Below are 14,458 nucleotides of genomic sequence, written 5' to 3' on the forward strand. Positions count from 1 at the left end.
GGACTCCTGATTTATGGCTAATTTTGACTATTCAGAAATTATAAGCAAATTCAGACACGTCCCTATGAATCATTTTCGTAAGTATTGGAATTTTTTTTCCCATATTGGCGCACATCCCGAGATGTCGTACATCGATTTCAAACGCGTCTATATGATAAACCTGATTGCACTATTATGTTTATTTCCTACAATTTTCTTCTCAATACTCAATCTTATTGATAAACGCTATATTCTATCGGCAATTAATTTTTCCAATTCAATATGTGCTTTTACCGTCCTTTTACTTCAATATTATGGAAAACACCCTATTGCTAAGGCCACACTGCTGACAAGCAATTCTGTATTTTTCTTCTTAGGGGCTCTGCTCTATAAAAATGGGGGCGAATACTTTTTACTGTGCACATTGATTGTCTCCATGCTGATGTATGACAACCGAAAGATTCATATTCTACTTTGTCTCACTGTAGCTTTCCTGATTTCGCTTTTATATCTGCTCCCCGATATTTTTCCTCCAAATCAACAAGTCCCTCGGTCCAGGTCTGTTTTCAACATTATCAATGCACTTGCTTTTATAGTTGTTGCGGTCAACTTCTTTCTCGATATCATTTATAAGAATATGAAAAAGATCGAACGTCAACGTCGTCATTTAGAATCCTTAAATCGAGACAAAGAAAAAATATTTTCAATTATTGCGCACGACATTAAAAGTCCTTTTGCCAACCTTGAGGCATTGGTATTCATGTTTCGTAACCAAATGCTTGACAGTACCACCTCACAGGAATACATTCAACAAATCTATCAGCAGATTAGGCAGCAGAATCAAGCATTGGATGACCTATTGCAATGGGGCAGCAGCAGCATGCAGGGAATGGACACCAAGGCGTCGGCACTATTAATCAACCCAATGATCCAGCAGATCATTAAAGGATTTATGGAGAACACGCAATCTAAACAGCTAAAAATCAATATAAATATACCTACTGAGACCCAAATAATTGCCAATAGAGACCATACAATAATTATTTTACGCAACTTAATCAGTAATGCAATTAAATTCAGTTATGCTAATGGAAATATCAACATCTATGCTAGCACAGACGACCACTATACACATATCCATATTCAGGATGAAGGAATAGGCATCCCCCCCGCTAAATCAGCCTTATTATTTAACGAGATTCAGCAAAAGTCCTTTGGTACAGAAGCCGAACCTGGGTCAGGTGTAGGTCTTGTTCTATGCAAGGATCTTATTGAACGGAACAAGGGTGTTGTGAACATCCAGAGCACGCCCAACAAGGGCTCAGTTTTTAGCGTGGGCTTACCTTCCTGCCCAAGCAATACGCCCCAGGTCAAGGTAGAAGAACCTACGTGCTGCTAGCACAAAACTGATCGGCTAGCATTTAAAGGAAACAAGCACTGCCCTCTCTCATGGCTTGTATAATCCATGTTAAACCTTTTTTCAAAGATGAAATAGGAAAAAAAGCATCACTGCTTTTGTAATTAAAACTTTATCTTTATGAAAAGAATTACACGGTTACTATGATAGAGAATACGTTTGGAATGGATATTTTGCCAAAAAATGAACATGACCGACTGAAAGCACTCAGACGTTATAAAATTACCGGTACCCCATCCGAAGCTAGCTTCGATGGGATAGCAAAATTAGCCACACAAATATTTAATGCCCCTATTGCGTTATTATCGTTGGTCGACGCTGAATCTGTCTATTTCAAAGCAAATATTGGCATGGGGGCTACCAAAGAAACGAATCGTGGGACAAGCTTATGTAGTCTGGCTATTCTAAACAAGGAAGTAACTGTTTTCGAAGACACCCTGAAGGAGGACATACTACTAGACAATCCAAACGTAATAGGTGATTTTGGCGTGCGATTTTACGCAGGTGCTCCACTCATTACTCACGATGGATTTATGATCGGATCGTTATGTGTTATCGACAAGCATCCACGCACCTTCACGCACAGTGACCGACAGGTATTGGAAGGTCTGGCGCAGACAGCAATGGATCAAATTGAGCTTCGGAGCTCTTCCATAGATAAAATTGACGAGCTCGAGGGACTTAATATTACCATGGCGACCATGCAACAACGGCTCCTCGAGCTTAACGATGAGATGGAACTTGCCAATGACGAACTCTATCGTACCAATAGTCAACTGAATAAATCCTATGATTTGACAGTTCTACTCAACAAAAACCTCAAAAAGAGCGAACGTCGATTCAGATCCTTTATAGATAAAGCTCCCATCGCTTTTGCTATTTTGACGGGCCGTGATTTATATATCGAAGTAGCCAACGATATGATGCTCAAACTCTGGCGTAAGACTGAAGCTGTCATTGGTAAACCACTCGCTCAGGCACTTCCCGAATTGCAAGGACAACCCTATTTTGGGATATTGGACAACGTTTTTACAACAGGCCAAAACTATATTGGAGACACCGCTTATGCAAAGCTTGAGTCAAAAGGTGTCATAGGCGAGCATTACTTTGATTTCACTTATGAGCCTTTGAAAAATGATGAAGGTGACACCGAATCTATTATTGTTATCGCAAATGAAGTTACTGAACGTATTAAAAGAAACGAGCATCTCGAGGCGCTTAATCATCAGTTAGAAATTGCACTAAAAGCTGGTGAACTTGGCTCTTACAACCGCGATATCAGAACGGGAAAAATGGATTCCTCTGAGACCTGCAAACTAAATTTCGGCCTCACTAAAAAAGATCGATTTGATTATGAAGACCTTATGCAAAGCATTATTCCTGAGCATCGCGAAATGGTTTACAGTAAAGTTCAGGAAGCAATCCAAAACAGAACAACCTATCATGCTGAATATCTTATCCGTTGGCCGGATGGATCTCTTCACTGGATCAATGCCTCTGGCCTTCCCAAATACGATGCAGAAGGTAATGCAACCCACCTCATCGGCGTAGTTGCAGATATTACAAAAAGGAAAAATTATGAAACTCAAAAAGATGACTTCCTTGGTATTGCTAGTCATGAATTAAAAACTCCTGTTACAGGCCTAAAAGGCACTATTCAACTCCTGGAACGATTCAAAGACAAAACGGGAAGTGAAGTTATTACAAGGCTTATCGATCAGTCCGCTGTCAATATAAAAAAAATTGTTACACTTGTTGACGATCTACTGAATATGCATCGAATCAGTGAGGGTCAGCTCCATCTTGAAAAGACAACTTTCAAAGCATCCAAGATACTTACGTCGAGTTGTCACAATATTATATCTCAAGGCAACCATCAAGTCACCATTTCTGGGGATCTTGATGCTGATATCTTTGCAGACGAACAACGACTAGAACAGGTTCTTGTCAATTTTGTCAACAATGCGGTTAAGTACGCCCCAGAATCAAAAGAAATCAATATTGTCGTTGAACAATTGCAAGATCGAATAAAAATAACCGTTGTAGACAAAGGCGAAGGTATTAATCCAGCTGTACAGCCTTTTATATTCGATAGATATTACCGGGCCAATCATGAGGGTAAATCCTATTCAGGCCTTGGACTAGGGCTTTACATCTCCGCTGAGATTATAAAAAAACACGCTGGTGAGATTGGTGTCGATAGTACTATAGGTAAAGGTAGCAGCTTCTGGTTCTCCATTCCTCTACCAATAGCAGAAAAATAGACTAAAAAGAGCCGGATTTTTATCCGGCTCTTTGCTTATCAAATTATAAGCTATGCTCTTTAAGCTATTTCCTCAACTGCAGCATCGGGTGCGTTCTTCTTGACAGATTCTATGCCATTCTCCATGCCACTTGCGCTTTCATACATCTCACTAGTTCCAATAATCTGGCCGTTGGTGGCTTTGAGATTGAAGTAATGCTTGCCATTCGTGGAAGTTTTACGATCAAATTTATTGTCATCCTGAGCATTCTTTTTAACAGATTCAATTCCATTCAAACAGTTAGCTTTAGTTGTATAACCTTCACTGTTTAAAATTACCTGTCCGTTTCCAGCTTTTAAATTAAACTGGAATTCTCCATTTTTTCTTGTTTTTACTTCAAATTTACCCATTTTCTCAATTAATTAAATAAATACGTGGTTATTGGAATTAACTTCCATACTAAAGATAATACCACCCTAAGCTGGGCAGTATTTCATCGACCTAATTTTTTCGAGTTAGTATATCTTGTAATGGAATGGATTCTCCTTTTGATCGTGTGATCACCAAGCTTAGATTGACAATGAATAAGGTATAACCTAAAGTTATAGCAATGCAATTTGAAACTTAAATATTTAGTACACTTAATAAACATAAACACCTATTTTACAAAGAATAATAATGGAATAAAAACAAAAAAACCTCAGACCAAATGGCAGTAAAAGCACAGCTTCTGATCATTAACGCATCAATTTTATATCGTCAATCATAAAAAGTTATAATTTTAAAAAGCGATTGATTAATTTCGAAAAGTACACTATGAAATTAATACGCTAATTTTGGTTCATTCAATAAGAATGATTAAACACCCTAACCAAATTATAAAGGCCGTGCAATGTAGAACGGCAATAGAGCGATTTTTTAAAACATGAAAAACGACATAATAAAACAACAAGAAACCTTAAATCAATTGGATCAAAATTCGGAATTAGTAGCAAGACAACGAATCCTAGAAGAATTTAAAAATCTCATCTATCAATATCCTCAGTATCATTGGGATCTCCAATTTTATTTGAAAAAGCTAGAGGTATCCAGAATCGCTTTACATCGATTAACTGTTTCGATCAATGAGGCACCTCCAAGCGTGATCGCTAAAGATATTGTAGCAAGTGAGATTGCCAAAAAGTTAGCTTCTACTGAAATTCCAATTAAAGATTTGACATCTCAATATGGTTTTAGTTCATCTGCTTCGTTGACAAGGTTTGTAAAAAAGCATACAGGCCTTAGTCCACGAAAATTCAGAGCATTAAACTCACTGGATTATATCTGATACGATTTGTCTGAAAACAACAAAGATTCAGCTCGGAAATCCCATTCTAATCTCGCTTCCATACTAATCAGGCGCGATATATTATCATATAGATACCTGCCCCACAATTCAAAACCACTTTTGATTGCAGTTTTAGTTTCACTAAAATATTGCACAATATTGTCTAGCTTGTCTCTTCGGATTCTTGCCCGAATGCAATTGTACTTAGCAATAGACAGTAGATCATCATTAATAACTTATTCATGAAGTAAGTTTAAAGCAGGTTATAAAATAGCTTTCTACCATAAGCTATTAAGGCAGAAATCATGTCAATATCTTCTTTTCAATAGCTCAAATTGTAAATTTTAATACTAGCATATCCATAACTAAACAAAAAACGCACTAATGGCGTGCGTTTTTTGTTTGTTTATAAATTGATCTTAAGATATATGGCTGATTCCAACGGCAACTCATCGAATCGACTCATTTCCGGCTGCCTGATAAAACCTTTCTGTTCAAAAAGTCCTGTGAAGGAACTTCCTACGGGTTCATTAATCCAAATCGCTTCGTAAGTACTGCATACTGTAAGACATTTATCAATTAATGATGTCATTATTTGCTGTTGAGCTTGATGTTGACAAACACCAAAGTCCGCCACCCGGATGGCGCGTTTACCTTCGACAGCAATCGGTTTCTTGCCTTTTGACGTAATTCTTGCATATCCTATAGGTTGGTCGTCAACGTAGACCACCAACCATTGATTTGACATACTGTTTATTTCGCTGACGAGGGTTTGCGCATTAAAGTTTTCAATAATGTAGTGTTCCAATTCAACGGGTTTCAATAGTCGAGCGAATTTTTGTACGGCCAATGTTTTGGTGAGCGTCAACAGTGCTTCAATGCCTTGTTCTGTTGCGACTGTAAATTTTGTGATTATATTCATATTTGCATCTACATTTAGAGCTCAAATGTAAATCCTTTACATGACTATTATTCGATACACATTCTGTATTTACCATCGATACAGATGCTAAATAATACCACTTAAATACTGGCCAACAAGCTCAATAGCTTTTACACGTTTATCAGAGAATTTGTCTGCGATGACCATTCTGAAATAGTGTTCGAAGGTATACGAAAAAGAGAATGTATATCCTGGAGTAAACCTTGCTCCAATTCTTTCGCACTGCGTGTAAAAATCGTTCATATTTATAATTCCTGGCATCTTCACCCAAAGATTATAACCTCCCGCTGGTGCAATAACCTTGGTTTTTTCGGGGAAACTGGAAGTAATAAGATTGATAGCCTGATAAGCATTTTTCGCCAATTGCATCCGTAGCGATCGAATATGCCGATCATAACTACTGTTGCCAATCAGACGGTTTACCGTTTCCTGATTCAAAGGTGAAACTGTGCTTCCCAATGCAAACTTAATCTGCTCGGCATCTTTCAGAAATCTCCCCGTACTCAACCAGCCTAGTCGAATACCAGGTGCCAGTGTTTTTGAATAAGACGAAAATGTCATCACCAGTCCACTTTCATCAAATTGTTTTATCGTAGACGGCCTATTGCCTTGAAAATTTAGGTCACCATAGATATCATTCTCAATAACAGCAATGTTATATCGATAAGCGATCGCCAGTAAAGCTACTTTCTGTTCGTCTGAAAGTAAAATACCTGTTGGATTATGAAAGTTGGGTGTAAGGACTACTGCTTTCAGCACATTGCCCTGACAGGCTTGGCTAAAAAAGTCTATATCAAATCCATCATTACTTAAAACAGGAATTTCAATGACACGTAGTTTTAGCACCCGAATGACTTCCAAGACAGAAAAAACACATGGGCTTTCCACTGCGACTACGTCGCCACATTCACATACAGAGGCTAAAGCAATATATAAAGCTTGCAAAGCACCATCTGTAATCAGCAATTCATCTGGATGCAACGACATCTGATGTGAGGCGGCACGTCTGACAATGTTTTCTTTCAATTGCAGCGAACCATTGGATGGATAATAGCGCAATAATCTGGCCCCCTCTTCCCGAATGACTTGCTGCATAGTTCGAAGCAGCAATTTTTGAGGGATAAGAAGATCTCCCGGTGCAGCAACGTTAAATTCCGAAAAATGACGGACTCCTCGAGAGGAAGTTGTCAGACCAATCCCCTGTTCAAAGACAGCATCTCTCACTACTGGCCGATGTGTAATCCGACCGGTTTCGATCACTGTTTCACTCTTCGTGCTGACGTAGTATCCGGATTTTGGAACACTTTCTACCAAACCACGAATCACAAGGTATTCATAGCCAGCTTGTATTGTACTCATACTAAATCCATAGTAATCCTTCAATTCACGTACCGAAGGCAGCTTTTGACCGGGCTTATAGGTGCCCGATCTGATATTTTTCTCGATTGTTTGTGTAAAGATTTCAAATTTGTAACTCTTCATCTGTATTGATCACTTTTACATATACTGTACCTGTACCACAAATCTAATCAATCTAAATTTGTACAAAAAAGAAATGACAGGTAATTATCCAATAAACAACCCTGAAGAATTACGGAAGCTTCCACCCCATGTATTACCGCAATTGAGCCAGGATCTACGCACTTTTTTAATTGACCATATCGCTATGTATGGTGGTCACTTTAGTTCAAGCCTTGGTGTTGTGGAGCTTACCATCGCGTTGCATTACGTATTTAACACTCCTAAAGACAAATTGATCTGGGACGTAGGGCATCAAGCTTATGTACATAAATTACTAACAGGAAGAGCTCCCCTCTTTCACTCGAATAGGCTTTTTGGAGGTATCAGCGGATTTCCTTCCATGGAAGAAAATGAATTTGACGCCTTCGGCACCGGTCATTCATCAACTTCTCTTTCTGCAATTTTGGGTATGGCATGTGCTGCCAGCTATAGAGGGGACCACAATCGTCAGCATATCGCTGTGATTGGCGACGGTGCATTGACGGCTGGTCTGGCGTTCGAAGCCTTAAATAATATAGGATTCCAACAGCCCAACGTACTTATTATTTTAAATGACAACAATATGTCTATTGATGCCGGTACCGGGGCGTTGCAGAACTATCTGGTTGACCTAATATCCGGGCATGCTTATAATAAATTAAAAGCTCACCTTAAAAAGCTCTTGTCGACCGATAAACAGCGGGCAGGCTGGTCTATCGCTGCAATCCGAAAATTAGAAAAACTTATGAAGACGGGCTTACTTGCTTCGAGCAATATTTTCGAAGCTTTAAATATCCGCTATTTTGGACCGATTGATGGCCATAATCTTCCCAAATTAATCAAAGTATTCGAACAGCTAAAACAGATCCCCGGGCCCAAAATATTACACTGTGTAACACAGAAAGGAAAAGGCTTTGCGCCAGCAATGCTAAACAAAGAACTGTGGCATGCAACCGGAAAATTCGATAAGCTGACGGGCATGCGTTTAGAAAACAAGTCTTCTCTGCTTTATAGGAACACATTTCAGGAGGTATTTGGGGAAACGCTGACCCAATTGGCCCAGAGCAATAACCGTATCGTGGCCATTAGTCCAGCCATGCTCTCGGGCAGTAAGTTGACCTCAATGAAACAAGCGATGCCCCATCGTGTTTTTGACGTTGGTATCTGCGAACAGCACGCTGTTACTTTTTCTGCTGGTCTTGCCACCGATGGATTGCTGCCTTTCTGTGTGATCTATTCGACATTTTTACAGCGTGCATACGATCAGCTGATCCATGATGTCGCATTGCAAAAATTACAGGTTGTGCTCTGTATTGACAGAGCTGGCGTGGTCGGTCCTGATGGCCCCACCCACCAGGGTGCATTTGATATTGCTTTTCTCCGTTGCATACCCAATATCGTGGGTGCTTCCCCAATGACACTGACGGATTTTAGGAACTTACTATTTACCGCACAGGCCGCCCCTGTTGACGGACCATTTGCAATCCGCTACCCAAAAGGTTTTGGCATTCAGGATCAGGATACCAATAGATTCACCAAACTTGAAATCGGAAAAGGAAGAAAACTCTGTGCTGGTAAAGACATTGCAATACTTTCTCTCGGCCCGGTCGGCCAATATGCTAGGGAAGCCTGCAGCGACTTGCTCAACGAAGGAATATCTATTGCTCATTATGATTTAAGGTTCTTTAAACCCCTCGACGAACAACTCTTACATGAAGTGTTCCAAACATATCCTTATGTCATTACGGTAGAGGATGGATGTACAGCAGGTGGCGTGGGAAGCGCTATCATGGAATTTATGGTGGATCATGGCTATAAGGCTAGTTTAAAAAGACTGGGTCTATCTGATACTTTTGCAGTCCAGGGGACCCAAGAAGAACTTCATAGATTCTATGGTTATGACAAGGAGGCTATAATCGCGGCAATAAGACAGTTTTATGAGTGGTCTTTTTGTCAGTATCCGGGTTTAGTTTAACTACTTCGTCTTTCAATTGTAAAAAGAGTACTAAGATTTACTAACTGCTGACATCACCGAGCGAAACAGCTTAGAAAGGTACGGTGTTTGTTCACTAATATAAAGAAACAATTATGTTTCTTTCGCTTAGCAATTCATCTTATGAAACACTTAGTTATCCTCCTTGCTATAGCCATCGGTCTATTTCTGATTAGCAAGGTTTGTTTTTCACAAAAAGGAAAAGATTTAAAATCGTCAACACAAAATACTATGAATACAACACATCAAAAAGATCATGTCATCTATTTTGCAGGAGGCTGCTTCTGGGGAACAGAACATTTCTTTAAACAAGTTCGGGGTGTTACTGCAACCGAAGTTGGCTACGCCAATGGAAATCTTCAGAATCCCTCTTACACACAAGTTTCTACAGGAAATACTGGATTTGCAGAAACAGTAAAGGTAAGTTACGATCCTCAGGCTGTAGACCTCAGGCTGCTCGTTGACCTTTTCTTCAAAACTATTGACCCAACCTCAGTCAATAAACAAGGTAATGATATAGGCACGCAGTACCGTACAGGTATCTATTACAATAATGTGGAAGATGCCGCTATCATCAAAGAACAGATCGCAAAATTGGCGGGTCAATATTCGGGCAAAATAGTTGTCGAAGTAGAACCTTTACAGAACTACTATGATGCAGAGGCTTACCATCAAAAATACCTGGACAAAAACCCGGGTGGCTATTGTCATATAAGTCCGGATCTATTTGAACTTGCCCGAAAGGCGAATCCAGAAAAGACGACATCGAATTCTGAAAAATCATTTAAAAAAGCAGACAAGGAGACCTTGAAGAAGGAGTTAACACCATTACAATATAATGTCACACAAAACGGTGCAACTGAGCGCGCATTCGACAATGAATACAATGATGAATTCAGGGAAGGGATATATGTCGATGTTACGACAGGAGAACCCTTATTTGTGTCCACAGATAAATTTGAATCTGGCTGTGGCTGGCCCAGTTTCTCTAAACCGATTAGTGATAGCCTGATTCAGGAACTATCGGACAACTCTTACGGAATGCGAAGAACTGAAGTACGGAGTAAAACTGGAGACGCTCATCTCGGTCACGTTTTTAATGATGGACCAGCCGACAAAGGAGGTTTGCGCTACTGTATCAACAGTGCTTCGCTACGTTTTGTTCCAAAAGATAAGATGAAAGCAGAGGGCTACGAAAAGTACATCCCCTTATTGGTAAAAAAATAGCTAAATAGCGCCTCCTTACGGGGGCGCATCAATTATTTCAAAGCATTCATAGTCTTAATATTAGGCTTTACAACATACTCAATAGTTATACTCTGCATCGGCCTCACATTGGACATATTTGCAAAATAACAGCCCCACTATACGGTTCTATCAAAAAAATAATTATCAATTGATGCGACAAATAGGATAAAGAAGATGAGATCCCTCATAATAAGGAGAATGTCTGTATATCCAGTCCAACTGTGCTTTTCCATTTTCGGCAAATTTAGGATTGGTCATTTTTTCTCTTTCAAATGCAGCTCTTAATTCTTTATCCTCTTTTAGAAGCTTAGCTGCCGTGTCTTCAAAAACATAAGCTGAATAATACTCTTTCTGGCCTAAGATTGCATCAAAGAAATTCCAGTTGAAATAGGAATCAATAGCTTCAGGTTCTAAGGTTTCCAGCAAAAATTTGACGCCTTCTTGATTCAATGGCACTAAAAAATCGCCAGCGCTAAATTTGACCTTGTTAACTTCCCGAAGAAGGTCGGTATCAAAATGCAAATAATGTCCCTCATAGGGGCTTGACGTTGTCTTGAAATCCTTAATCCTGTATTGTTCCACCGTAATAATAGTATCCTTATTGATAGGTAACAATTTGATTTGGTTGAGCTTTAATAGATCAATAATTTTCCATTCGGACTGCGGTATGACATAGTACTTTGGAATAGTGATTTCTTTTGTTGGCGTATACGTATTGTACAGTTTAACTTGCTTTGAAAATTTTGCTTCCCTATCATACCACAATCTATCTTTGGAAGAAACATCACTCGGTTTATATTTTGCTTCAAAGCCTTTAAAGTCCATCGTTTCATACTTTGAAGAATCAAGCTTCCAACCAATAGCGTATTTGTTCCCTATTTTATATTGATCCAGGTTGTCTGTTCTCTTCTGCTTGATGACGTTGTAATTCTGCTCCATAAAATTAAGATTACATACCATGTAATCATAAGTCGCTTTGACCCGTTCTTTATAAGGCTTCAACATGTGCGTTTCTACAACTGTTCCAATTACATTAAATAAACTGGTATAACCTGTTGCGTATCTCGGTGAGTCCATAAAAGCTGGAAATCCACCATCAGGAACGTCATTATGGATGTTAACATAGGGAACAGAAATAAATCCTTTTCCCTGAAGATCCTTTAGCAAGGTTTTCTGCATTTGGCTGTTAAAGTAGTTTCCCAAAAGGTTTCCCAAACGTTCTTTATTTGTTGAAATATACGTGAATGTGTATTGATAATCTGCACCGTTGCTGACATGGTTATCAATAAAAACATCAGGTTTGATCCAGTGAAAAATCTGCTGGAAACTGCGTGAGTTTTTAGTGTCCGTTTTGATAAAATCTCTATTTAAGTCGTAATTCCTAGCATTTCCTCGGAAACCATACTCCTCAGGACCATTTTGATTGGCCCTTGAAAAACTACCTCTATTCAACATTCCACTGACATTATAACTCGCGAGCGCAACGACAATTACATTTTTGGGCGGTTTTATTTTTCCTGTTGCTAAATCTCTCATAAGCATCATAGTCGCGTCGATCCCATCTGGCTCTCCAGGATGAATGCCATTATTGACAAATAAAATACACTTCTCTTTTCTCGACTCCTCCAAAGTCTTTCCTGAAGGATTAAATATAACTACCTCGATTGGCTTATTGTTATCATCTTGCCCCTTTGATTCATAACTGATAGATGCGTATTGATCTGCCAATCCCTGATAGTATCGACGCATTTGATCAAAAGTTGTCGTCTGATTACCATTGCCTTGCTCATATGGTGTAAGCGTCTGGGAATAACTTCTAGCGGAAAGCAATACCAAAAAGAGTATCAAGATTTTTTTCATAAGTTCAATTTATGAACCTAATTTACAATAAACTTCTTAAAGTATAGGAATAACCTCCTCTTGTCCTGATCCATTGTTTTATACAACGCTTATTAGCATACGTATCTTTTTATTTCTTATCATCCAGACGGAAATAAAAAATCCCCACAAAAGTGAGGATTTTTGTATGATCGTTGGGATCTAATAAGTGATCACTGGATAACTATAAAATTATCATTTACTTACTTCATTCAACAATTCAATATCTTCTGTATCCAATTTTAGAGCCGGAGCAGCAAACAATGTTTCCAATTGATTTTCACTTGTAGCACTTACAATCGGTGCCGTGATAAGGGGTTTGGCCAACAACCAAGCTAGCGCTACCGTCGCCTGTTTTGTCCCATGTTTCTCGGAGATGGAATCCAGTGCTTTCAAAACAGCTTTTCCTTTCTCATCAAAATACTTCTTAATCCCTCCCCCTCTGGCTGTTTTATCAAAATCTGCTTCAGTGCGATATTTACCTGTCAGAAATCCGGCAGCAAGCGACCAATAAGGAAATACACTCAAGCCATATCTTTCAACCAAAGAAGCATAATCTGTTTCAAAACCTGCCCGCTCAACAAGATTGTAATGTGGCTGTAATGCGACATATTTGGGTAGACCGTTTTTCTCTGCAACATCAAAGCTTTCGATTAATCGTGCTGGAGACAAATTAGATGCTGCAATATACCTAACCTTACCCGCTTTAATCAATTCATCATAAGCAGATAGCGTCTCCTCCACAGGTGTTACTTTATCGTCAAAATGGGTGTAGTATAAATCAATATGGTCTACGCCCAACCTTTTTAAAGATTCATCTGCAGATTTCAGAATATGCTTTTTTGATATATCGTAGCCGTGCTCCTTGGTTTCTGAGCCAACTTTTGTTGCAATCACCATGTCCTGACGATTACCACGGCTCTTCAGCCATTTGCCAATAATTTCTTCCGATTGCCCCCCTGTGCCATTTACCCACCATGAATAGGTGTCGGCCGTATCAATAAAATTAAATCCTGCACCTACAAATTTATCTAAAATCTCAAATGACTGCTGTTGGTCCAAAGTCCATCCAAAAACATTACCACCAAAATTAATAGGTGCTATCTGCAAATCTGTGTGTTGTATTTCTACCTTTTTCATTGAAATTATTTATTTATTGTCTCTTTGAATAAAAAATATTTATCACATAATATGTGTAAAAACTACACTAAAGTTACGCTATTCACAGCGAGACAGGCTCAAAAACCGTCACATAAAATTGTCATAAAAAAATCTAAAACAACTTAGTTATTCAGCCCTTAGGCAAAGCTGTAGAAACGAGAAGATACAGATTTGATAAGAATATGCTAAATTGCAGGATAATTTCCCTAGGCGATTTATCATCTGATTCATCACCTGATTACAGAAACTTGTATTCTGAGTATATGGTTAAGCAGAATATACCCGTCAAACTTAATAGATTAAACCGTTAAAACATCAACATAGTAATGTCCCAATTAACATATAGACCGGCGCTGGAAAGTGATTTGAATTTTCTTTTGGATTTAAGAACAAAAACTATGAATCCGCATTTAATAGCATCTTCTCTTTCGACAGCCGTCGACTCACATATGCTGAGAATAAAATACAAATTCGAACATGCCTCCATCATTGAATATAATAGAACGTCAATTGGGCTTTTAAAAATAGAAAGAAAACAGGATGGTATCGAATTGATCCAAATTCAGATCGATCCACTATACCAAGGCAAAGGAATCGGAAAAAAGATCCTTGAACAGATTATAAATGAAGCAAATTCCGATAAAAAATCAATTACATTACAGGTTTTAAAAGTCAATAAAGCGCAAAGACTATACGTAAAGCTTGGGTTTAAAATTATAGAAGAAAGCAACGACTCTTATTTCATGAAATATTCAAATGATATTTAGAT

Annotated in this window: 11 protein-coding genes and 1 pseudogene; 7 read left to right on the forward strand and 5 right to left on the reverse strand. The window is 38.7% G+C overall.

Annotated elements, in window-relative coordinates:
• The first annotated feature begins 64 nt into the window (after positions 1-64).
• Positions 65-1,378 carry a sensor histidine kinase gene (locus B3C94_RS22560; RefSeq protein WP_293908029.1) on the forward strand — a complete coding sequence of 438 codons (1,314 nt, stop codon included), beginning with the start codon at positions 65-67 and terminating at the stop codon, positions 1,376-1,378.
• 161 nt (positions 1,379-1,539) lie between these two features.
• Positions 1,540-3,660: an ATP-binding protein gene (locus tag B3C94_RS22565; RefSeq protein ID WP_293908030.1), complete on the forward strand. Its 2,121-nt coding sequence runs from the start codon at positions 1,540-1,542 to the stop codon at positions 3,658-3,660.
• Positions 3,661-3,719: 59 nt separating this feature from the next.
• On the opposite strand, the gene B3C94_RS22570 is transcribed toward B3C94_RS22565, so the two are convergent.
• Entirely contained in the window at positions 3,720-4,049 is a 330-nt protein-coding gene (locus B3C94_RS22570; RefSeq protein WP_293908031.1) for a YegP family protein, read from the reverse strand.
• A 515-nt stretch (positions 4,050-4,564) separates the two neighbouring features.
• On the opposite strand from B3C94_RS22570, the gene B3C94_RS22575 reads away from it, so the two are divergent.
• Positions 4,565-4,966: a helix-turn-helix domain-containing protein gene (locus tag B3C94_RS22575; RefSeq protein ID WP_293908032.1), complete on the forward strand. Its 402-nt coding sequence runs from the start codon at positions 4,565-4,567 to the stop codon at positions 4,964-4,966.
• Between the two features lie 406 nt (positions 4,967-5,372).
• Here the strand turns inward: B3C94_RS22575 and B3C94_RS22580 are convergent, their stop codons facing one another.
• Together B3C94_RS22580 and B3C94_RS22585 are read right to left on the reverse strand one after the other, a co-directional pair.
• Positions 5,373-5,888 carry an N-acetyltransferase gene (locus B3C94_RS22580; protein ID WP_293908034.1) on the reverse strand — a complete coding sequence of 172 codons (516 nt, stop codon included), beginning with the start codon at positions 5,886-5,888 and terminating at the stop codon, positions 5,373-5,375.
• Between the two features lie 87 nt (positions 5,889-5,975).
• The gene (locus B3C94_RS22585; RefSeq protein WP_293908036.1) at positions 5,976-7,391 is read right to left on the reverse strand and encodes a PLP-dependent aminotransferase family protein; all 1,416 of its coding nucleotides are present in this window, start codon (positions 7,389-7,391) and stop codon (positions 5,976-5,978) included.
• 58 nt (positions 7,392-7,449) lie between these two features.
• Between B3C94_RS22585 and dxs the strand changes: the two genes are divergently transcribed.
• From dxs to msrB, 3 genes and pseudogenes are all read left to right on the forward strand, one after another.
• Positions 7,450-9,384 carry a 1-deoxy-D-xylulose-5-phosphate synthase gene (gene dxs, locus B3C94_RS22590; protein WP_349679152.1) on the forward strand — a complete coding sequence of 645 codons (1,935 nt, stop codon included), beginning with the start codon at positions 7,450-7,452 and terminating at the stop codon, positions 9,382-9,384.
• Positions 9,385-9,633: 249 nt separating this feature from the next.
• Positions 9,634-10,101, forward strand: a pseudogene (gene msrA / locus B3C94_RS23480) (peptide-methionine (S)-S-oxide reductase MsrA); the annotation flags it as partial.
• A 108-nt stretch (positions 10,102-10,209) separates the two neighbouring features.
• Positions 10,210-10,629, forward strand: a complete 420-nt coding sequence (gene msrB / locus B3C94_RS23485; protein WP_343556205.1) for a peptide-methionine (R)-S-oxide reductase MsrB — start codon at positions 10,210-10,212, stop codon at positions 10,627-10,629.
• Between the two features lie 165 nt (positions 10,630-10,794).
• Here msrB and B3C94_RS22600 read toward each other — a convergent pair whose 3' ends face one another.
• Together B3C94_RS22600 and B3C94_RS22605 are read right to left on the reverse strand one after the other, a co-directional pair.
• Complete coding sequence (locus B3C94_RS22600) at positions 10,795-12,510, reverse strand: hypothetical protein (protein WP_293908040.1); 1,716 nt, start codon at positions 12,508-12,510, stop codon at positions 10,795-10,797.
• A 213-nt stretch (positions 12,511-12,723) separates the two neighbouring features.
• Positions 12,724-13,668 (reverse strand): aldo/keto reductase, encoded by a 945-nt coding sequence (locus tag B3C94_RS22605; protein WP_293908042.1) that lies wholly within the window; start codon positions 13,666-13,668, stop codon positions 12,724-12,726.
• Between the two features lie 419 nt (positions 13,669-14,087).
• On the opposite strand from B3C94_RS22605, the gene B3C94_RS22610 reads away from it, so the two are divergent.
• Positions 14,088-14,456, forward strand: coding sequence for a GNAT family N-acetyltransferase (locus B3C94_RS22610; RefSeq protein ID WP_293908044.1), 369 nt, complete (start codon positions 14,088-14,090; stop codon positions 14,454-14,456).
• Positions 14,457-14,458 lie beyond the last annotated feature (2 nt).

It is taken from the genome of Sphingobacterium sp. UBA5670, from assembly GCF_002420705.1.
Lineage (GTDB): Bacteria > Bacteroidota > Bacteroidia > Sphingobacteriales > Sphingobacteriaceae > Sphingobacterium.